At 74.1% G+C, this 19,092-nt stretch carries 18 protein-coding genes; 8 read left to right on the top strand and 10 right to left on the bottom strand.

What is annotated here, in order from left to right:
- The first annotated feature begins 93 nt into the window (after positions 1 to 93).
- The 4 genes from ACQP1S_RS23250 to ACQP1S_RS23235 all read left to right on the top strand — a co-directional run bounded on the left by ACQP1S_RS23250 (position 94) and on the right by ACQP1S_RS23235 (position 5,027).
- Positions 94 to 1,713, top strand: coding sequence for a glycosyl hydrolase family 18 protein (locus tag ACQP1S_RS23250; protein WP_432899111.1), 1,620 nt, complete (start codon positions 94 to 96; stop codon positions 1,711 to 1,713).
- 222 nt (positions 1,714 to 1,935) lie between these two features.
- Positions 1,936 to 2,412, top strand: coding sequence for a hypothetical protein (locus ACQP1S_RS23245; RefSeq protein ID WP_432899108.1), 477 nt, complete (start codon positions 1,936 to 1,938; stop codon positions 2,410 to 2,412).
- Between the two features lie 67 nt (positions 2,413 to 2,479).
- Complete coding sequence (locus ACQP1S_RS23240) at positions 2,480 to 3,886, top strand: class II 3-deoxy-7-phosphoheptulonate synthase (RefSeq protein ID WP_357776607.1); 1,407 nt, start codon at positions 2,480 to 2,482, stop codon at positions 3,884 to 3,886.
- Between the two features lie 166 nt (positions 3,887 to 4,052).
- On the top strand, positions 4,053 to 5,027 hold the full coding sequence (locus ACQP1S_RS23235) for a threonine aldolase family protein (RefSeq protein ID WP_432908238.1): 975 nt from the start codon (positions 4,053 to 4,055) through the stop codon (positions 5,025 to 5,027).
- A 142-nt stretch (positions 5,028 to 5,169) separates the two neighbouring features.
- Here ACQP1S_RS23235 and ACQP1S_RS23230 read toward each other — a convergent pair whose 3' ends face one another.
- Both ACQP1S_RS23230 and pknB read right to left on the bottom strand, forming a co-directional pair.
- Complete coding sequence (locus ACQP1S_RS23230) at positions 5,170 to 6,030, bottom strand: deoxyribonuclease IV (protein ID WP_432899104.1); 861 nt, start codon at positions 6,028 to 6,030, stop codon at positions 5,170 to 5,172.
- Positions 6,027 to 8,015 carry a Stk1 family PASTA domain-containing Ser/Thr kinase gene (pknB, locus tag ACQP1S_RS23225; protein WP_432899101.1) on the bottom strand — a complete coding sequence of 663 codons (1,989 nt, stop codon included), beginning with the start codon at positions 8,013 to 8,015 and terminating at the stop codon, positions 6,027 to 6,029. The genes ACQP1S_RS23230 and pknB overlap by 4 nt, the downstream gene beginning before the upstream one ends.
- 143 nt (positions 8,016 to 8,158) lie before the next feature.
- Between pknB and ACQP1S_RS23220 the strand changes: the two genes are divergently transcribed.
- Positions 8,159 to 8,548 (top strand): Rv2175c family DNA-binding protein, encoded by a 390-nt coding sequence (locus ACQP1S_RS23220; protein WP_091237593.1) that lies wholly within the window; start codon positions 8,159 to 8,161, stop codon positions 8,546 to 8,548.
- A gap of 160 nt (positions 8,549 to 8,708) precedes the next feature.
- On the opposite strand, the gene ACQP1S_RS23215 is transcribed toward ACQP1S_RS23220, so the two are convergent.
- The gene (locus ACQP1S_RS23215) at positions 8,709 to 9,791 is read right to left on the bottom strand and encodes a polyprenyl synthetase family protein (protein ID WP_432899098.1); all 1,083 of its coding nucleotides are present in this window, start codon (positions 9,789 to 9,791) and stop codon (positions 8,709 to 8,711) included.
- A 34-nt stretch (positions 9,792 to 9,825) separates the two neighbouring features.
- Positions 9,826 to 10,380, bottom strand: coding sequence for a helix-turn-helix domain-containing protein (locus ACQP1S_RS23210; protein ID WP_432899095.1), 555 nt, complete (start codon positions 10,378 to 10,380; stop codon positions 9,826 to 9,828).
- Positions 10,381 to 10,632: 252 nt separating this feature from the next.
- Between ACQP1S_RS23210 and metF the strand changes: the two genes are divergently transcribed.
- Positions 10,633 to 11,550, top strand: a complete 918-nt coding sequence (gene metF / locus ACQP1S_RS23205) for a methylenetetrahydrofolate reductase [NAD(P)H] (RefSeq protein WP_432899092.1) — start codon at positions 10,633 to 10,635, stop codon at positions 11,548 to 11,550.
- A gap of 44 nt (positions 11,551 to 11,594) precedes the next feature.
- Positions 11,595 to 12,284 carry a CDP-alcohol phosphatidyltransferase family protein gene (locus ACQP1S_RS23200; protein WP_091237585.1) on the top strand — a complete coding sequence of 230 codons (690 nt, stop codon included), beginning with the start codon at positions 11,595 to 11,597 and terminating at the stop codon, positions 12,282 to 12,284.
- 345 nt (positions 12,285 to 12,629) lie between these two features.
- Here the strand turns inward: ACQP1S_RS23200 and ACQP1S_RS23195 are convergent, their stop codons facing one another.
- The 6 genes from ACQP1S_RS23195 to ACQP1S_RS23170 are packed head-to-tail and all read right to left on the bottom strand — an operon-like array spanning position 12,630 to position 17,936.
- Entirely contained in the window at positions 12,630 to 14,117 is a 1,488-nt protein-coding gene (locus tag ACQP1S_RS23195; RefSeq protein WP_432899089.1) for a phytoene desaturase family protein, read from the bottom strand.
- Positions 14,118 to 14,129: 12 nt separating this feature from the next.
- Positions 14,130 to 15,254: a glycosyltransferase gene (locus ACQP1S_RS23190; RefSeq protein WP_432908235.1), complete on the bottom strand. Its 1,125-nt coding sequence runs from the start codon at positions 15,252 to 15,254 to the stop codon at positions 14,130 to 14,132.
- Between the two features lie 34 nt (positions 15,255 to 15,288).
- Complete coding sequence (locus ACQP1S_RS23185) at positions 15,289 to 16,155, bottom strand: carotenoid biosynthesis protein (RefSeq protein WP_425413122.1); 867 nt, start codon at positions 16,153 to 16,155, stop codon at positions 15,289 to 15,291.
- Entirely contained in the window at positions 16,152 to 16,721 is a 570-nt protein-coding gene (locus tag ACQP1S_RS23180; RefSeq protein ID WP_357891010.1) for a GNAT family N-acetyltransferase, read from the bottom strand. The genes ACQP1S_RS23185 and ACQP1S_RS23180 overlap by 4 nt, the downstream gene beginning before the upstream one ends.
- Before the next feature lie 10 nt (positions 16,722 to 16,731).
- Positions 16,732 to 17,451 (bottom strand): monooxygenase, encoded by a 720-nt coding sequence (locus tag ACQP1S_RS23175; protein ID WP_432899084.1) that lies wholly within the window; start codon positions 17,449 to 17,451, stop codon positions 16,732 to 16,734.
- Entirely contained in the window at positions 17,448 to 17,936 is a 489-nt protein-coding gene (locus tag ACQP1S_RS23170) for a YbaK/EbsC family protein (protein ID WP_432899081.1), read from the bottom strand. The genes ACQP1S_RS23175 and ACQP1S_RS23170 overlap by 4 nt, the downstream gene beginning before the upstream one ends.
- 602 nt (positions 17,937 to 18,538) lie before the next feature.
- On the opposite strand from ACQP1S_RS23170, the gene ACQP1S_RS23165 reads away from it, so the two are divergent.
- Positions 18,539 to 18,988, top strand: coding sequence for an SAV_6107 family HEPN domain-containing protein (locus tag ACQP1S_RS23165; RefSeq protein WP_432899078.1), 450 nt, complete (start codon positions 18,539 to 18,541; stop codon positions 18,986 to 18,988).
- Positions 18,989 to 19,092 lie beyond the last annotated feature (104 nt).

Genomic DNA, 19,092 nt, shown 5'->3' with positions numbered 1-19,092 from the left:
TCGACGGATGCGCATCTTGACGAAGTGATGACGGTGTGAGTAGCGTCTCCCCATCGATTTGGAAAGTTTCCTAACTGTTTGAGGAGGCGCCTCATGAAGAGATCGCTCCGCCGCGCCCTCTGGGCCGGCGCCGTCGTGGCGCTGACCGTGGCGGCGGTACCGGTGACCTCGGCGTTCGGCGCCGGAAGCGTCACCGCGACATTCGCCTCGGCCCAGGACTGGGGGACCGGCCACGAGGGCCGGGTCACCGTCGCCAACGGCTCCAGCGCCAGCATCAGCACCTGGCGCATCGAGTTCGACCTGCCGTCCGGCACCACCATCAGCAGCTTCTGGGACGCCGACGTCACCAGCAGCGGCAACCACTACGTGGCGGTGAAGAAGAGCTGGGCCGGGCCGCTCGGCCCGGGGGCCAGCTTCAGCTGGGGCTACAACGGCACCGGGCCGTACAAGGCGCCGCTGAACTGCACGATCAACGGCGCGTCGTGCGGCGGGGGCACCCCGCCCACCACGAAGCCGCCGACCACCCCGCCGCCCACCACGGCCCCGCCCACGACCGCCCCGCCGACGACCCCGCCGCCCACGACCGCCCCGCCCAGCGGGGACAAGAAGGTCGTCGGCTACTTCGCCGAGTGGGGCGTCTACGGCCGCAACTACCACGTCAAGAACATCGCCACCAGCGGCTCCGCCGCCAAGCTCACCCACATCCTGTACGCCTTCGGCAACACCACCGGCGGCCGGTGCACGATCGGGGACAGCTACGCCGACTACGACAAGGCGTACACCGCGGCGGACAGCGTGGACGGCGTCGCCGACACCTGGGACCAGCCGCTGCGCGGCAGCTTCAACCAGCTGCGCAAGCTCAAGAAGATGTACCCGCACCTGAAGGTGATCTGGTCCTTCGGCGGTTGGACCTGGTCGGGCGGCTTCACCCAGGCCGCGCAGAACCCGGCCGCGTTCGCCGACAGCTGCTACAGCCTGGTCGAGGACCCCCGCTGGGCGGACGTCTTCGACGGCATCGACGTCGACTGGGAGTACCCCAACGCCTGCGGCCTGACCTGTGACACCAGCGGCCCGAACGCCTTCAAGAGCGTGATCGGCGCGCTGCGTTCCAAGTTCGGCTCGTCTGCCCTGGTCACCGCCGCGATCACCGCCGACGGCAGCAACGGTGGCAAGATCGACGCCACCGACTACGCCGGTGCGGTGGGCAACCTCAACTGGTTGATGCCGATGACCTACGACTACTTCGGCGCGTTCAACGCGCAGGGCCCCACCGCCCCGCACTCGCCGCTCACCTCCTACACCGGGATTCCGCAGCAGGGCTTCCACTCCGACGCGGCGATCCAGAAGCTCAAGTCCAAGGGGGTCCCGGCCAACAAACTGCTGCTCGGCGTCGGCTTCTACGGTCGGGGCTGGACCGGGGTGACCCAGGCCGCCCCGGGGGGCAGCGCCACCGGCGCCGCCCCCGGCACCTACGAGGCGGGCATCGAGGACTACAAGGTCCTCAAGAACACCTGCCCGGCCACCGGCACGATCGCCGGGACGGCGTACGCCAAGTGCGGCAGCAACTGGTGGAGCTACGACACGCCGGCCACCATCGGCGGGAAGATGACCTACGCCAAGAACCAGGGTCTCGGCGGCGCGTTCTTCTGGGAACTCTCCGGTGACACCGGCAACGGCGAGCTGATCGGCGCCATCAAGGGCGGCCTCGGCTGAGCCGAGCGCCACGACACACCACCCGCGCGGGGAGGGACCGGTCAGGTCCCTCCCCGCCCGGCTGTCCGGCCCGGTCAACGGCGGTCCCGCCGGGCGAAACACCGGCCGGTCGGGGCGGCACGGCCGTGACGGGTTGCCACCCGAGGGGTGCGGTGTGGCAGACTCGCCGGTCGGCATCCGGCCGACATCCGCACCATCGACATCCGCACCCGGGGAGGACGCATGGGCCGCAGGCTCCGCACCGCCGGCGTCGTACCGCTGGCACTGCTGCCGTTCACCCTGCTCGGCTGCGGTCTCGGTGGGGACGACAAGGCCGACGGCGGGCCCACCCGGGTCCCCGTCCAGGAGGCGTCCACCAAGGCCCGCGAGCGGGTCCAGGCGTACCTCGACGCGATGGCGGCCAAGGACCCGGCCGCCGGTCGCCACCAGCTCTGCGCGACGATGCAGGCGGGCTTCGACGCCGCCGCGACCGGGCCGAACGGTGATTTCGCCGACCATTTCAAGGTGCCCGCCGCGACGATCACCGACATCCGGACCGGTGCCAAGGGTCAGGAGGTCAGCACCACGGTGACCGTTTCGGTGGGGACGAAGAAGGCCACCCGGTCGCTGCTGTTCACCGTCACCAGGGACGGCGCGGACTGGTGCATCGCGGGCGAGGAGCCCGGCGGACACACCCCCGCGCCGTCGGTCACCCCCTGACTCCCAACTACCGGAACCCCGCCCCTCGGGGCCGCAGCGTCCGGACCGTCGCCGTACGCTTTCTCCCATGCGCCATGAGTGGCATCAGCTGAGCTACCCCGCCGTGAGCAGCCCCGGGCTGCAGACCAGCCGCCCCACCGTCGACTCGGCCGAGGACGCCGCTCTCGGCCTCGACCGGTGGCGTGACCTGCCCCGTCAGCAGATCCCGCCGTGGTCCGACCCGGCCCAGGTCGCCGAGGTGTGCAAGGTGCTCGACACCGTGCCGTCGGTGGTCGCCCCCTACGAGGTCGACCAGCTCCGACGCAAGCTCGCCCTGGTCTGCGAGGGCAAGGCGTTCCTGCTCCAGGGGGGTGACTGCGCCGAGACCTTCGCCGACAACACCGAGAGCCACCTGCTGGCCAACGCCCGCACCCTGCTCCAGATGGCGATCGTGCTCACCTACGGCGCGTCCCTGCCGGTGGTGAAGGTGGCCCGGGTCGCCGGCCAGTACACCAAGCCCCGGTCGCTGCCGACCGACGCCCGGGGCCTGCCCGCCTACCGGGGCGACATGATCAACGCGCTGGAGGCCGACCCGGCCGCCCGGGTCGCCGACCCGCAGCGCATGATCCGGGCGTACGCGAACTCGGCCGCCGCGATGAACATGCTCCGCGCCTACCTGGCGGGTGGGCTGGCCGACCTGCACGCGGTGCACGACTGGAACAAGGGCTTCGTGAAGAACTCCGCGGCGGGGGAGCGCTACGAGGCGATCGCCCGGGAGATCGACCGGGCCATCGCGTTCATCCGGGCCTGCGGGATGACCGAGGACGACGCGCTGCGTACCGTCACCCTCTACTGCTCCCACGAGGCGCTGGCCCTGGAGTACGACCGGGCGCTCACCCGGGTCTCCGACCGCCGGGCGTACGGGCTGTCCGGGCACTTCCTCTGGGTCGGCGAGCGGACCCGGCAGCTCGACGGCGCGCACATCGACTACATCTCCCGCATCGCCAACCCGATCGGCGTGAAGCTCGGCCCGACCACCAGCCCGGACGAGGCGATCGAGCTGTGCGAGAAGCTCAACCCGGAGAACATCCCGGGCCGGCTCACCCTGATCAGCCGGATGGGCAACCACAAGGTCCGCGACGCCCTGCCGCCGATCGTCGCCAAGGTCACCGCCGCCGGGGCCAAGGTGGTGTGGCAGTGCGACCCGATGCACGGCAACACCCACGAGTCCTCCAACGGCTACAAGACCCGGCACTTCGACCGGATCGTCGACGAGGTGCTCGGCTACTTCGAGGTGCACCGGGGGCTGGAGACCCACCCCGGCGGCATCCACGTCGAGCTGACCGGTGAGGACGTCACCGAGTGCCTCGGCGGTGCCCAGGGCATCGAGGACCTCGACCTGCCCGGCCGGTACGAGACCGCCTGCGACCCGCGCCTGAACACGCAGCAGTCACTGGAGCTGGCCTTCCTGGTGGCAGAGATGCTCCGTGGCTGACCAGCCGACCGGCCTGGCCGGTGACCGGACGGACGGACGGGACACGACGGGCACGACGGACGGACGGGGCGCCAGGGGTGCCGGCCGGCGGGCGGAGGGGCACCCCGGCGACCCGGGCCCGGTGGTGGACCTGCGCTCCGACACGGTGAGCCGGCCCACCGCCGGGATGCGGGAGGCGATGGCCGCCGCCGAGGTCGGCGACGACGTCTACGGCGAGGACCCGACGGTCAACGCGCTGGAGGCCGAGGTCGCCGCGCTCTTCGGGCACGAGGCGGCGCTCTTCGCCCCGACCGGCTCGATGGCCAACCAGATCGCCCTGCAACTGGTCGTCCCACCGGGCGACGAGTTGCTCTGCGACGCCGACGCGCACGTGGTCACGTACGAGGTCGGTGCGGCGGCGGCGTACGGCGCGATCTCCACGCGGACCTGGCCGGCCCTCGGCGCGGACCTCGACCCGGGCGTGGTGGAGGCGATGATCCGGCCGGACGGCTACTTCGCGGTGCCGACCCGGGCCATCGCCGTGGAGCAGACCCACAACCGGGGTGGTGGCGGGGTGATCCCGCTGGCGACCCTGCGGGAGTTGCGCCGGGTCGCCGACACCGCCGGCCTCGCCCTGCACTGCGACGGTGCCCGGATCTGGCACGCGCATGTCGCCGACGGGGTGCCGTTGCACGAGTACGGCGCGCTCTTCGACACCCTGTCGGTCTGCCTCTCCAAGGGTCTCGGCGCACCGGTCGGCTCACTGGTCATCGGCAACGCCGCGCAGATCACCCGGGCCCGGTTCCTGCGCAAGCGGATGGGTGGCGGGATGCGGCAGGTCGGGGTGCTCGCCGCCGCCGGCCGGTACGCCCTGGCCCACCACCTCGGCCGGCTCGCCGACGACCACGCCCGCGCGGCCCGGCTCGCCGAGGCGGTCGCCCCGTTCGGAGTGCTCGCCGGGCCGGTGCGCACGAACATCGTCCCGTTGGACCTGACCGGGCACCGGCTCGACGCGCGGGCCCTGGCGACCGCCGCCCGCGCGGAAGGGGTGCTGCTGTCGGTGCTCGGCCCCCGCACCGCCCGCCTGGTCACCCACCTCGACCTCGACGACGCCGCCATCGACCACGCCACCAAGATCCTCCCCCACCTCCTAACCCCCTAACCCCACCCCACCCCTCCCCTCCTCACGCCGCCCCGCACCACCCGCGCCTTCCGGTGTTGATCAAGAGGTTTACGTCAGCCTGAAGATCAAGTTGACGTAAACCTCTTGATCACCGGAGGCGTCGGGTGGGGTGGGGGTGGGGTTAGGGGTGGAGGCGGGTGAGGGTGGCTATGTCGGTGGCGTGGCCCTCGTGTTTGTCCGACGGGGTCTCCACCACGACGGGGATGCCGTCGGTCGCCGGGTGGGCCATCAACTCGGCGAAGGCCGGCTCACCGATGCTGCCCTTGCCGATGTTCTCGTGCCGGTCCCGGGTGGAGCCGCACAGGTCCTTGGAGTCGTTGGCGTGGATCAGCTTCAGCCGGTCCGCCCCGACCGTGGCGACCAGGGTGTCCAGGGTCGCCGTCATGCCGCCCTCGGCGGCCAGGTCGTGCCCGGCCGCCCAGGCGTGGCAGGTGTCGAAGCAGACCCCCAGCCCCGGGTGCCGGTCGACCGCGTCCAGGTAGGGGCCGAGGTGCTCGACCCGGGAGGCCAACGACCGGCCGCCACCGGCGCTCGGCTCCACCAGCAGCAGCGGACCGCCGCTGGCCGTGGTCTCGTCGAGCAGCGGCAGCAGTGACTCGCGTACCTGCCGCAGGGCGGTCTCGGCGTAACCGGCGTCGACGGCGCTGCCGGCGTGGAACACCACGCCGCGGGCCCCGATCGCCCGCCCCCGGCGCAGCGCGTGCGCCAGCGTCTGCGTCGACTTCTCCACCGTCGCCGGGGTGGGCGAACCGAGGTTCACCAGCAGCGACGCGTGGATGTAGACCGGCACGCCACGGGTGGCGCAGCCGTCGGCGAAGAGCGCGTCCTGGGCCGGGTCGCCGGGCGGCAACGCCCAACCCCGCGAGTTGGAGACGTAGACCTGCACCACCTGGGAGCCGGCCGCGTCCACGTACGGCAGGGCCGTCCTGGCCAACCCGCCCGAGGTGGGCGTGTGCGAGCCGACCGGTCGGCGGGTGCTCACAGGCAGCCCAGGGTGACCGGGGTGCCCGGCGGCACCTGGGAGTTCTCACCCGGGTTCTGGAACCGGACGATGCCGTTGGGGTTGAACTGGACGCTCACCGTGAACCCGGCCCCCTCCAGCTGCTGTTTGGCCTGTTGGCAGGGCAGGTCGACCACCCGGGGGACGGTCACCTGCGGCGGGCCCTTGCTGACGTCCAGCTTGACCTTGGTGCCCTTCTCCACGCCCGCGCCGTCGGCCGGGCTCTGCCCGAGCACCTCGTCGCGCGGCTTGTCGGAGTCCTTGTAGGTCTCGACCGGCACCAGCCCGAGCCGGGACAGGGCGCTGCGGGCGTCGTTGAGGCTCTTGCCGACCAGGTCGGGCACGGTGATCGGGGCCCGGCCCCGGCTCAGGATGACGGTCACCTTGGTGCCCGGTTTGACCTCGGTGCCCACCTTGGGGTTGGTGTCCACCACCACCCCGGCCGGCAGGTTGTCGTCATAGCGGGGACTGCCCTTGGCGACCACCAGCTTCGCGCCGGTCAGGTCGGCCTCGGCCAGGTCGAACTCCTTGCCGACCACGTCCGGCAGCGGGAACCGCTCCGGGCCGAGGGAGAGGGTCAACGTGATGGTGCCGCCCTTGAGGATCTTGGCGGCCGAGCCGGGGTCCTGGGCGACGACACCGTCGCGGGGGATCTTCTCGTCGTAGCGCGGCGCGGCGAAGGCGAGGCGGAACCCCGCCCGGTCCGCCTGGGCCTGCGCGTCGGCCCGGCTGAGGTTCACCAGTTGTGGAGCGACCGTGTAGCGGCCCACCCCCACCCACCAGCCACCCATCGCGGCGAGCAGGCCGACCACCACCACGGCCGCCGCCACCGACAGCCGGCCGCGCGGGCTGCCCATCACCCGGGTACGCAGCTCCGCCAGGCGGGACCCCAGGCCGGTGCTCTCGGTGGCCCGGCGTCGGTGCGGGCGTTGCTGCGGGGTGGCCGGCTCGGGCAGCCGGGCCCAGGTCGGCCGGGTCACCGGGGTGACCGCCGCGACCACCATCGTGGGCTGGGCCACCGCCGGCAGATCCTCGGCCACCCGGCCCAGCACGGCGGTGTGCGCGTTCGGGTTGCCCAGGTCGTCCCGGGCCACCTGCACCTCGGCCAACAGGGCGCCCGCGTCGGCCGGGCGGGCACCCGGGTCCCGTCGGGTCGCCCGGGCGACCAGCTCGTCGAGCACCCGGGGCAGCCCCGGCACCAGGATCGACGGGGCCGGGACGTCCCGGTCGACGTGCTGCCAGGCCACGTCGACCGGGCGGTCCCCGTCGTACGGCACCCGGCCGGTGAGCATCTCGAACAGCACGATGCCGGCCGAGTAGACGTCGGTACGGGTGTCGGCCCGCCCGTCGGTGACCAGCTCCGGTGCCACGTACGCGACGGTTGCCATCAGCTGGTTGCCGTCGCCCTCCTCGGCGCTGGCCTCCACGGCGCGGGCCAGGCCGAAGTCGGCGACCTTGACCACGCTGTCGACCAGGTTGGCGACCCCGCCGGTGGGTGCCTCGGCGACCAGCACGTTCTCCGGCTTGACGTCACGGTGGACCAGCCCGGCCCGGTGCGCGGCGGCGATCGCGGCGAGCATCTGCTCCATGATCGCCAGCGCCTCGTCGGGGTTGAGCCGGTGGCGTTCGGCGAGCACCTCGCGCAGGGTGCGACCCCGGACGTACTCCATCACCAGGTAGGGCAGCCCCTGGTGGGTGCCCTGGTCATAGACGGCGACCACGTTGGGGTGGGTCAGCCGGGCGATGGCCTTGGCCTCGTCGGTGAACCGGTCCGGAAAGCCCGCCAGCCGGGATCGCGCCTCGGCGGCCTGGGACGGGTGAATGATCTTCACCGCGACGGTACGCTCCAGGCGCTCGTCGGTGGCGGTGTACACGGTCGCCATGCCACCACGGGCCACGCGACCGCGGATGCGGTAGCGCCCGTCGAGCAGCGAGCCCAGCAACGTGTCGGCGACCTGAATGTCCATCGGCAGGGAGTCTATGTGTCCTGAGGGTGAAGGTTGAACAGGATGCTACAGCCGGGGTCCGCACCGGTCCGTCCCGCCGCGCTCACCCAGGCGCGACGGGGTGCCGCTGCACGTGCGGCGGGGCGACGTGGCAGGGTGGTCCGGTGACCGATTCCGTACCCGCCGACCAGTCCACCGGAAGCGACCTCGGCGGCCCCCGCGACCCGGCCGACTGGCTGAGCCTCCCCGACGTGGCCGAGCGGCTCGACCTGTCGATCAGCAAGGTCCACCAGATGATCCGGGACCGCGAGCTGATCGCCGTCCGGCGGGACGGCATCCGCCGGATCCCGGCCGATCTGGTGGCCAACGCGACGGTGCTCAAGCACCTGCCCGGTGTGCTCAACCTGCTCGCCGACGCCGGCTACGACGACGAGGCCGTGCTGCGCTGGCTCTACGAGCCCGACGACACCCTCTCCGGTGGCACGGGCGCGGTCACCCTCGGCGGCGACCACGCCCGCGAGGTGAAACGCCGCGCCCAAGCCCTCGGCTTCTGACCCCGCTTCTCCCCTCTCCCCACGTTGATCAAGAGATTTGGGTCAGTTGATCAAGAGGTTTGGGTCATCTGCTGAGGCATTCGTGACCGAAACCTCTTGATCAACGCGATCCGGCGCGGGGTGGTTCGGTGCGGGGTGGCGCGTTCAGCGTGGGGAGGGGTCAGTCGGCGCGGCGGGTGGCGGCGATGGCCAGGTCCACCAGGGCCTGGCGGGCCTCGGTGTCGAGGTCGACGCCGGCCAGGGCGGCCAGGGCGGTGTCGGTCAGGGTGACGATGCGCTGCTCGGTCCGGGCCAACGCGCCGGTGCCGCTGATCAGCTCGCGGAGCCGGGCCACCCCGTCCTCGTCCAGGTCCGGATCGCCGAGCCGGCCGAGCAGCAGGTCCCGGCCGGCCTCGTCAGCGGCCTCCGCCGCCGCCGCCACCAGGTAGGTGCGTTTGCCCTCGCGCAGGTCGTCCCCGGCCGGCTTACCGGTCTGCGCCGGGTCGCCGAACACCCCCAGCACGTCGTCGCGGAGCTGGAACGCCTCACCGAGCGGCAACCCGTACGCCGAGTAGGCGGTGCACACGTCGGCCGACGCGTCGGCGAGCGCGCCACCGAGCAGCAACGGCCGCTCGACGGTGTACTTGGCCGACTTGTACCGGGCCACCTTGCCGGCCCGTTCCAGCGAGACCTCCCCGGTGGCCTGGGTCAGCACGTCGAGGTACTGCCCGACGGTGACCTCGCCGCGCATCTCGTCGAAGACCGGCCGGGCCCGGGCCACCGTGTGCGGGTCGAGCCCGGCGGAGTGCAGCAGCTCGTCGGACCAGACCAGGCAGAGGTCACCGAGCAGGATCGCCGCCGCGTCGCCGAAGCCGTCCGGATCACCGTGCCAACCGGACGCCCGGTGTCGGGTGGCGAACCGTCGATGCACCGCCGGCTCACCGCGCCGGGTGTCCGACCGGTCCATCAGGTCGTCGTGGATCAGCGCGCTGGCCTGGAAGAACTCCAGTGCCGCCAAGGCGGTCACCACCTGGTCGGCGTCCACCCCTCCGGCGCCCCGGAATCCCCAGTACGCGAAGGCCGGGCGCAGCCGCTTGCCGCCACCGAGCACGAACCCCTCGATCGCCTCGGCGACCGGTGTCAGAGCGTCGTCGATGCCGGCCATCCAGCTGCGCCGGCCGAACAGGAACTCGGTCAGCGCCTTGTCGACGCGCTGCCGCAGGCCGGCACGGTCGACAGGGGAGACGGGAGCAGCGTGGGTCACGCCACGACGCTAGCCGGTCGCCACCGCCGCCGCCTCACCAGCGGCTCGGCGCGTCATCCCGGTCGCCGCCCCGACCTCGCCCGACCGGGCGGCCGGGCCGTCCCGCCGGACGGGACGGCCCGTTGCCCGACACCGGCCCGTTGCCCGACACCGGCCCGTTGCCCGACACCGGCCCGTTGCCCGACACCGGCCCGGTCCGGCGTCGCTCCGGTGTCGGCCTGCCCGGACCCGGCTCGACCCATCGGTCCGGTGCGGCGTTGCTGGCCCGGGTCGGCTTCTGGGCGGCTCGTCGGGTCGCGTCGGCCCGTCGGGTGGGGTCGGTCCGTCGGGTCGGGTCGGCCCGTGGGACACGGGTCGGCCGGTCGGCCAGCGACCCGATCGGCGCGTCGAGGACGACGGCGAGCTGCCGCCGCCAGCGGTCGCCCGGCACCCGTACCGCCCGCTCCCACCGGGACACCTCGTGCCGGGTCAGCGTGGGTGTGCCGGCGGCAGCGCACAGTTTGTCGGCGAGCCGCTGCTGGCTCCACCCACGGGCCAGCCGCAGTTGCCTGATCAGCGGCCCGAGCAGGCTCGGGTCGGACGGGGCCATCGGTCCTCCGGCGGGATGTCGACGCGGCTCCGCCCACCCGCCCCGCAGGGCGGCCGACGTGCCGCCGGTCACTGCGGCCGACCCCCGCGCGTGACCCCGGGCATCGGCCCCGACCGACGCCACCCGCGCCCGTTCGTTCTACCCCCGGGGTACGACGTTTGCCGTGGGGCTGGTCGGCCGGGTTTCGGTGGATGTCGATGCTCTGGTGGGAAGTGCGTGGGGTCGGGCGGCGACGCCCGCTAGAGTCGTCTCGTGGCGCTCGGTCTTCCCTCCGTCCTTCCCAATCCCCAGCCGGCGATCGGGGAGCTGATCCGCGCCCGCCAGCCGACGTTCTCGTTCGAGTTCTTCCCGCCCAAGACGGCACAGGGTGAGCGGCTGCTCTGGCAGGCCATCCGCGAGCTGGAGTCGTTGCGCCCGTCGTTCGTGTCGATCACCTACGGGGCCGGCGGCTCGACCCGGGACACCACCGTCGCGGTGACCGAACGGATCGCCACCGAGACCACGCTCCTGCCGATGGCGCACCTGACCGCCGTCAACCACTCCGTCGCCGAGTTGCGCAACGTGATCGGGCGGCTGGCCGGCGTCGGCGTCCGCAACGTGCTCGCCGTACGCGGTGACCCGCCCGGCGACCCGGGCGGCGAGTGGATCCGTCATCCGGAGGGCGTCGACTACGCCGAGGACCTGGTCCGGCTGGTGCGCGAGGCCGGTGACTTCAGCGTCGGGGTGGCCGCATTCCCGTACAAGCATCCCCGCTCGGTCGACGTGGACAGCGACACCGCGCACTTCGTCCGCAAGTGTCGGGCCGGCGCGGAGTTCGCCATCACCCAGATGTTCTTCGACGCCGACGACTACCTGCGGCTGCGCGACCGGGTGGCGGCGGCCGGCTGTGACACGCCGATCCTGGCCGGGGTGATGCCGGTGACCCAGATCGGCACCATCGAACGCTCGGTGCAGTTGTCCGGCGCGCCCTTCCCGCCCGCGCTGGCCGAGCGATTCGCCCGGGTCGCCGACGACCCGGAGGCGGTCCGTCGGCTCGGCATCGACCAGGCCAGCCAGATGTGTGCCCGGCTGCTCGACGAGGGGGTGCCCGGCATCCACTTCATCACCCTCAACCGTTCGCCCGCGACCCGGGAGGTGTGGCGCAGCCTGCGGGCCGACGCCCGGGTGTGAACGCGTCGACCCCGACACCTCGACCGCGCCGCGACGGTTGACCGATGGTGGGCACACAGCTGAAATGGGACGAGTACGCGACCGCGTGGGCGCGGTTGCACGGCGGCTTCGACCCCCGGGTCGCGGCGCCGGTGGTCCGGGCCTGGCTGCGCTTCGCGTACCACGTCGGTTATGTGCTGGGCCGGCTGCGGGTGACCCCGACCGCGGTGACCGTCGCCGGGGTGCTGCTCTGCCTGTGCGTGCCGCTGTTCAGCGTCCGGTCGGTCCAGGGGCCGATCGTCGGCGCGCTGTTCGTGCTGTTGGCCTCGGTCGCCGACAGCGTCGACGGGGCGGTCGCGGTCGCCACCGGCCGGACCACCCGGCTCGGCTACGTCTACGACTCGGTCGCCGACCGGCTCGGTGAGATCGCCTGGCTGGCGGCGTTCTGGCTGGTCGGAGCGCCCGGTGCGCTGGTGGTCGCGGCCGGCGCGCTGTCCTGGCTGCACGAGTACGTCCGGGCCCGCGCGGTCGCCGCCGGGATGCGGGAGATCGGCGCGGTCACCGTGGGGGAGCGGCCCACCCGGGTCTGCGTCGCCCTGGTCGGGCTGCTGCTGGCCGGGCTGACCGGGCTGATCGACCTCGACCTGGCCGCCGGCACCATCACCATGGCCACCGCCGTCTGGGTGCTGCTGGCCGGCTTCGGCCTGGGCCAGCTCCTCTCCACCGTCCGCCGCGCCCTCGTCGACGCCGGCTGACGGTCTGCCCGCTGCCGCCCGGTCGGCGGCGCGGCCGGCGATGATCGACTCAAGATCGGCCAGGTAGCGGTATCCCCCGCGTCGGATACCCCTCTTTCGCCCCCGTAGCGCCGTGCCCGCCCCCGTAGTGCCGTGCCCGCCCCGTAGTGCCGTGCCCGCCCCGTAGTGCCGTGCCCGCCCCGTAGTGCCGTGCCCGCCCCGTAGTGCCGTGCCCGCCCCGTAGTGCCGTGCCCGCCCCGTAGTGCCGTGCCCGCCCCGTAGTGCCGTGCCCGCCCCGTAGTGCCGTGCCCGCCCCGTAGTGCCGTGCCCCGGCCCGCAGCCCCGGTGGGGCTGCGGGCCGGGGCGTCACCAGGCGGGGCCGATCTCGTCGGCGACGATCTGGGCGGACAGGGTGACCATGGGCAGGCCGCCGCCGGGGTGGCTGGAGCCACCCACCAGCCACAACCCGTGCACCGGACCCCGGTTGGCGGGGCGGAGCAGCCCACCGGCCGTGCCGTAGATCGACCCGCCGGGTGCGGCGGTCGCGGCGTCCAGGTCGGCGGGGGTACGGGTCTCGCGGAACACCAGCCGGTCCCGGACGTCGACCCCCCGCTCGGCGAGCACGTCGAGGATCCGATCGGCGTACACGTCGGCGAGCCCCGGCCGACGCCAGTCGACGGCGTCCGGGGCGGTGCCGTGGCGGGCGGCGTTGACCAGCACGAACCACGCCTCGTGCCCGGCCGGGCGGGCGGTCGGGTCGTCGGCGACGGTGACGAAGACCGTCGGGTCGGTCGCCGGCCGGGCCCGGACCCCCCGGCCGGGGTCACCGAAGACGGCGTCGAACTCGGCGTCGTAGTCGCCGGGGAAGAAGACATTGTGGTGGGCCAGCCCGGAGTCGCCGCGGACCCCGAGCAGCAGCACGAAACCGGCCAGGCTGCGGTGGGTCAGCGCGGCCAGCCGGCCCGGGTGCGGCAGCAGGTCCCGGTAGACGGTGAGCGCGTCGGCGTTCGCGACCACCACGTCGGCGGGGACGGGCGCGTGGACCCCGGCGAGGCGTACCCCGTGCACCCGGCCACCGGCGGCGTCGATCCGGGTGACCGTCTCCCCGGTGCGCACCGTCACGCCCAGGTCCAGGCAGCGCGACAGCAGCGCGTCGGCCAGGGTGCCCAGCCCGCCGCGCAGATACCAGCCACCGAAGGTCAGCTCGGCGTAGGGGACGGCGACCAGCGCGGCCGGGGCGCGGCGCGGGTCCGCGCCGGTGTAGGTGGCGTACCGGTCGAGCAGCATCCGCAGCCGGGGGTCGGACAGGTGGCTGCGGCCCAGTCCGCGCAGGGTGCGACCGGGCCCGATGGCGGCCAGGTCGCCCAACCGCCAGGCCAGCGCGGCCAGGTCGCGGGGCGAGTCGACGGTACGCCGCAGGATGTCGCGGTGCGACGCGGTCCAGACCCGGGCGGCCCGTCGCCACAACCGCCGCCAGTCGGCGGCGGCCCGGTCGCCCAGGGTGACGCCGATCCGGGCGGCGAACTCGTCCGGGTCGGCGCACGAGTCGAGGGCGGGTCCACCGCCGGGGAAGACGTGCCGCACGATCGGGTCCAACGGGACCAGGTCGAGGTACTCGTCGAGTTTCGCGCCGGTCGCCTCGAACAGTTCGTGGAAGACCTGCGGCAGGGTGAGCAGGCTCGGCCCGGTGTCGAAGTGGAAGCTGCCCGCCGGGGTGTCGTGGACGTACCGGCCGAGTTTGCCGCCGACGGTGTCGGACCGTTCGAAGACGGTCACCTCGTGCCCGCTGACGGCGAGCCGGGCGGCGGTGGCCAGCCCGCCCACGCCGGCGCCGATGACCACGATCCGCGCCATAGCCGCGTCCTCCTAGCTGACCGGACGGCCCCGCCAGGACAGGCGACGCCGCTTCCGCAGATGGTACGACCGCAGCGTCAGCCAACCGAGCACCACGACCGACACGGGGTGGGCCAGCGCGTCGGGCCAGGCCCGGCCGCCGGTGGCGTGGGCGCTGCGCACCCGGCCGGCGACTCCCGCCGCGTACCCGAGCAGGGCCAGGCCGGCGACCGGTGCCGAACCCGCCGCCAGCGCCGCCACCGCCAGCAGCGGCGGCGCGGTGTAGAGCAGGAGCAGCGCGGCGACCACGGCCGTGGCGGCCCCCGGGTGGCCGAAGGTGGCCCAGAGCGACTTGGTGTAGCCGTCGCGCAGTTGGGGCCAGGTCTCGTACATCCGGCAGGCGGCCAGCCGGGAGCCGTCGGCCAGCGCGATCCGCCCGCCGGAGCGCTTCACCGCCCGCGCCAGCTCGATGTCCTCCAGCACCCGGTCGGCGACGGCGGCGTGCCCGCCGGCCCGGTCGTAGCCGGCCCGGTCCACCAGCAGGAACTGCCCACCGGCCGCGGCCAGCGACGGTCGCGCCGAGCGTTCCATCGCGCGCAGCGGCAGGAAGGTCAACCACAACCACTGCAACAGCGGCTGCACCAACCGGTCACCCACCGTCCGCACCAGAATCCTCGGGTACGCCGACAGCAGCGTCGCCCGTGCCGCGCGCAGCTCGGTCACCGCCGCCGCGACCGCGTACGGGGTGAGCACCACGTCCGCGTCGACGAAGGCGAGCACGGTGGCGGCCGGGTCGGTGTGCCCGGCGAGCTGGTGGCAGGCGTACGGCTTGCCCAGCCAGCCCGGTGGCGGGGCGACCCCGGTGCGCAGGGTGACCCGGGGGTCGTCGCCGACCACCGCGCGGACCACCTCGGCGGTGCCGTCGGTCGAGCCGTCGTCGAGCACCTCGATCCGTAAGCCGGGCACCCCCTGCTGGGCGAGCAGCGCGCGCAGGCACGGGGTGACCCGGTCGGCCTCGTCGCGCAGCGGCAGCAGCACCGCCACGGTCTCGCCGACCTCGACCGGCCCGTCGACGGGCCGGCGCAGCCAGTACCCGGCGTTGACCCAGGTGTGCCCGGTCAGCGCGGTCACCGCGACGGCCAGCACGAGCGCGACCACGGTCACCGCCGACCCCCCGCCGGCCCGCGCCCGCTCATGCCGGGGTGTCGACGCCGGTGCGCTGCGGTGCCGGCCGGTCGACGGGCCGTCGGCGGGCGCGCAGCAGGGTCACCGCCAGCGGCACCGCCACGACCGCCATGCCGACCGCGCCCCAGATCGCCGAGGCGGGCAGCCGGAGGAAGACGGCGTGCGCGAGCACGCTGGAGAAGTACGTCCACAGGTAGAGCGCGAACATCGGGTCGTCGCGGGAGTCGGTGACCGCGACGGCGGGCCCGGCCAGCGGGCGCAGCGCGCTCATCAGCAGCACGGCGAAGAGCAGCCAGCCCAGGTAGTTGCTGATCGGGATGCCCGGCAGTCCGGGCAGCGCCGGGGTGGCGTCGCGCCACACCCAGTAGCCCTCGGCCACCATCTGCGGGTCGAGGAAGAGGTCCCAACCGGCCAGCCCGACGGTGGCCAACGCCACCCGCCCGACGTGCCCCGCCCATCCGGGCGTCCCCGTGCCGGCCGTCGCGGTGCCGGCTGCCCGTCCGGCGGGCGTGGTCAGCCGGACGGCGGCCAGCCAGGCGGGCCAGGCCATCCAGGTCCAGGCCAGCGGGATGATCAACGGCACCCCGGCCAGCTTCGGCCCCAACTCGCCGGAGTAGTCGTAGCTGCCGAACGGAAAACCGGTGGCCACCCCCAGCGCCTCGATCGCGAACCCGCCGCCGGTGGCCACCGCGACCAGCGCCAGCGCCGCCCGGGGACCCCGGCGCAGCAGCGCGTGCCCCACCGACAGCAGGTAGCCGAGGACGACCGTGGCGACGGTGAGCCGGGCCCGGGTGACCCCGGTGGTGAGCGGATAGCAGATCTGGGTCAGGACCAGGACGGCCAGCAGCAGCCAGGGGACGTGCCGGCGGATCACGGCGCAGCCGGGCCGGACGTGTCGGGTCGGGGCAGCGGCAGGTCCCGGCCGAGCACCCCGAACGGCCGTTCGTCGCCGGGGAACCGGAAGTGCCGCAGCACGTCGACGAAGCCGAACCGCCGGTAGAGCCGCCAGGCCCGGGACGTCCGTTCGTCGGCCTCCGGGGTGGACAGCAGGGTGGTGCCGCCCTCGGCCAGGCTGAGCAGGGCGGTGAGCTGCCGGGCGCCCAGGCCGTGCCCCTGCGCGGGCGGTCGGACGTGCAGCTCGACCACCTCGAAGCAGTGGGTCAGCCAGCGCTGTCGGGCGTCCGGGTGCAGCGCCCGGTAGACCTGGTCGTGCCACCACTGGCCACCCGCGCCGAGATAGCCGTACCCGAAGCCGGCCAGGTGGCCCTCGCTGGTGAGGCTGGCGACGGCGCGGAACCCGGGTCGGCGGGCGTGGGTGGCGATGTAACCGCGTCGGGCCTCCAGCAGGTCGCTGCGGTAGCCCATCGCCTCCCCGTACACCGCGACCACGTCGTCGAGTCGCCGGACGAGATCCTCCGGCGTCCACCGCACCAACCTCATGCGCGTCCTCTCACGGTTGCGGATCACCGTCGGCGACCCATCCCAGCACCGACCGGTCACCGACCACTGCGCGCACCTCGAAGCGCGCGAACAACTCCTCCGCGTACCACCCCTCGGTGGGGGTGCGGGTGATCGCCGCGCGGTGCTCCGGGTGACGGTACGCGAACGCCACGAGGTCCGTCGGATCGCGCCACACGCTGACCGTGCCCTGCCAGCCCAGCGGCGCCTCACCGACGCCGAACCGGGCGAGCAGCCCCGGCGCGGCGTGCAGCGCGGCGGCGACCGGCGGGACGGCCTTCCAGAAGGTGAGCGCACGGCGGGGACGCAACCGGGCCCGGGTCAGCGCCAGCACCGGCCCGTCGACCCGGCCGCCCGCCGGATCGCCGAACGGACGCCGGCCCGACCACTCGCCCCGGCTGGTCACCGGGCGCAGCTCCAGCCGGGCCGAGGAGCGGGCGATCCGGGCCCAGGAACGGCCCACCGGGGAGGCGTCGAAGCCGGCCGCCGCGGCGGGGGAGTCCCACACCACCAGCGCGGCCCACCGGGTCAGGTCGGCGTCCCCGGGGCCGAAGCCGGTGCCGCTCCCGGTGCCGAGCAGCTTGCCGAACCGTACGCCGGGGGTGCGTCGCAACCGGCCAGGGTGCCGGGCCATCCGGCCCAACGCCTGACCGAGGGCGGCCCGGGGTACCCGCCACACGTGCAGGGTGACCAGCTCCGGGGTGGTGTTCACGCCACCTCGGCGGGGGTGCCGCCGGTGACCCGCAGCAGCTCCGGGTAGGTGGTGGGGAAGACCGCCTGCGGCACGCCACCGGCGGCCCACACCTCGGCGTGCCCGGCCAGGGCGGTGTCGACCAGGGTGCGCAGCGGTCCGGGGTGGCCGACCGGGGCGACCCCGCCGATCACCTGGCCGGTGTGCTCCCGGACGAAGTCGGGGGTGGCCCGGCGCAGGTGGGTCACCCCGAGTCGGGCGGCCAGGCCGGCGGTGTCCACCCGGTGCGCACCGGAGGTGAGCACCAGCAGCGGCGTGCCGTCGGCGTCGAAGACCAGCGAGTTGGCGATCGCGCCGACGTCGATGCCGAGCGCGTCGGCCGCCGCGGCGGCGGTGTGCGCCGCCCCGGGCAGCAGACGGATCTGGCTGGCCGCGCCGGAACCGTCGCGTGCGTCCGCGTCGTCGAGCGCCCGCTGCACCGCCTGCACGTTCGGGTGTGACTGCATACGGTCCATTCTCCCCGGTACGCCCCGACGTCCCGCAGCCGGCCACACCGGCGTCCCCGCCCGGCCGTTTACCGGACCACCCCGGCCGTTGCCGGACCCTGGTGCCGCCGGCGTGGTCCCTGCCCCGGCCCGAGCCGTCGATCCGGCCCTGATCCCCGGGCCCGGCTGTGTCGGGACTCCCCGTGGGCTGGGAATCACCGGTTGCCACGCGTACGCCACACGTTGCGTTTTCGTCGGGGGCAGGGTGTACTGTCAAAGCAGTTAGAACGAGTGTTCGATTCACTCGCACACCCGTTCCAACGCCCCCGGGAGTGGCGTTTCGCGGCGCCGACCCGGGCAGGTGCGGTTTCGCGAACCGCACCGGGTTCCGGGCAGTCGCGAGCCCGGTCCCGTCAAGGCAGGTCGTCGCCCGCCGCCCACGACCCCCGGGCGGCGGGCGACGAACCCGCCGGTTCGCCGGCCGGGTGTGGTGTGGGGAAGCATCCACACCCGGCCGGCCCCCATCGGTGCGTCTTCCTCCGCACCACCCGCCCCGGGCGTCGCGCCGGTGGATCTCCTCCACCGTGCGTCCCGCCCGACCCGGTCACGCGGAGGAGACAGTCATGCCGACCAACTCGGCCCAGGCGCCGTCGGTGCCCGCGCACGTGCTGCCGCACCGCACCCCCACCCAACTCCTCGCGGTGGCCCGGCGCGGGCTGGCCGAGGCCGCCCAGACCCGCCCCGACGGGCTGCGCTACGCCGCCGCCCACCTGGCCGCGCTGCGTGCCGCCGCCGCCCTGCTCGCCGCCCGGGCCCGGCCCGCGCCCGCCCGGCGAGGCCGGATCACCAGCGTCTGGGTGCTGCTCGCCACCGTCGCCCCCGAGCTGGACGAGTGGTCCCGCCACTTCGCCGCCGCCGCCGGCAAGCGGGCCGCCGCCGAGGCTGGCATACCCCGGGTGGTGAGCGCCCGGGAGGCCGATGACCTGCTCCGGGCCGCCGAGCAGTTCGTGGCGGTGGTGGAGGACGCGCTCGGACTGACCCACCAACCCGCCCTCGACGGCCTCGCCGCCTGATCCGCCCCAGCGGCCCGCCCGGGTCCCCGCCGGGCCGCCGCCCACCGGGCAGCTGATCCGGCCAGGCCCGGGTCCCCGCCGGGCGACCGCCCACCGAGCATCTG

Source organism: Micromonospora matsumotoense (assembly GCF_050951065.1).
In the GTDB taxonomy this organism is placed as follows: domain Bacteria; phylum Actinomycetota; class Actinomycetes; order Mycobacteriales; family Micromonosporaceae; genus Micromonospora; species Micromonospora matsumotoensis.
Note: the sequence above shows the minus strand (reverse complement) of the source record. Positions and strands in the feature narration are given on the sequence as shown.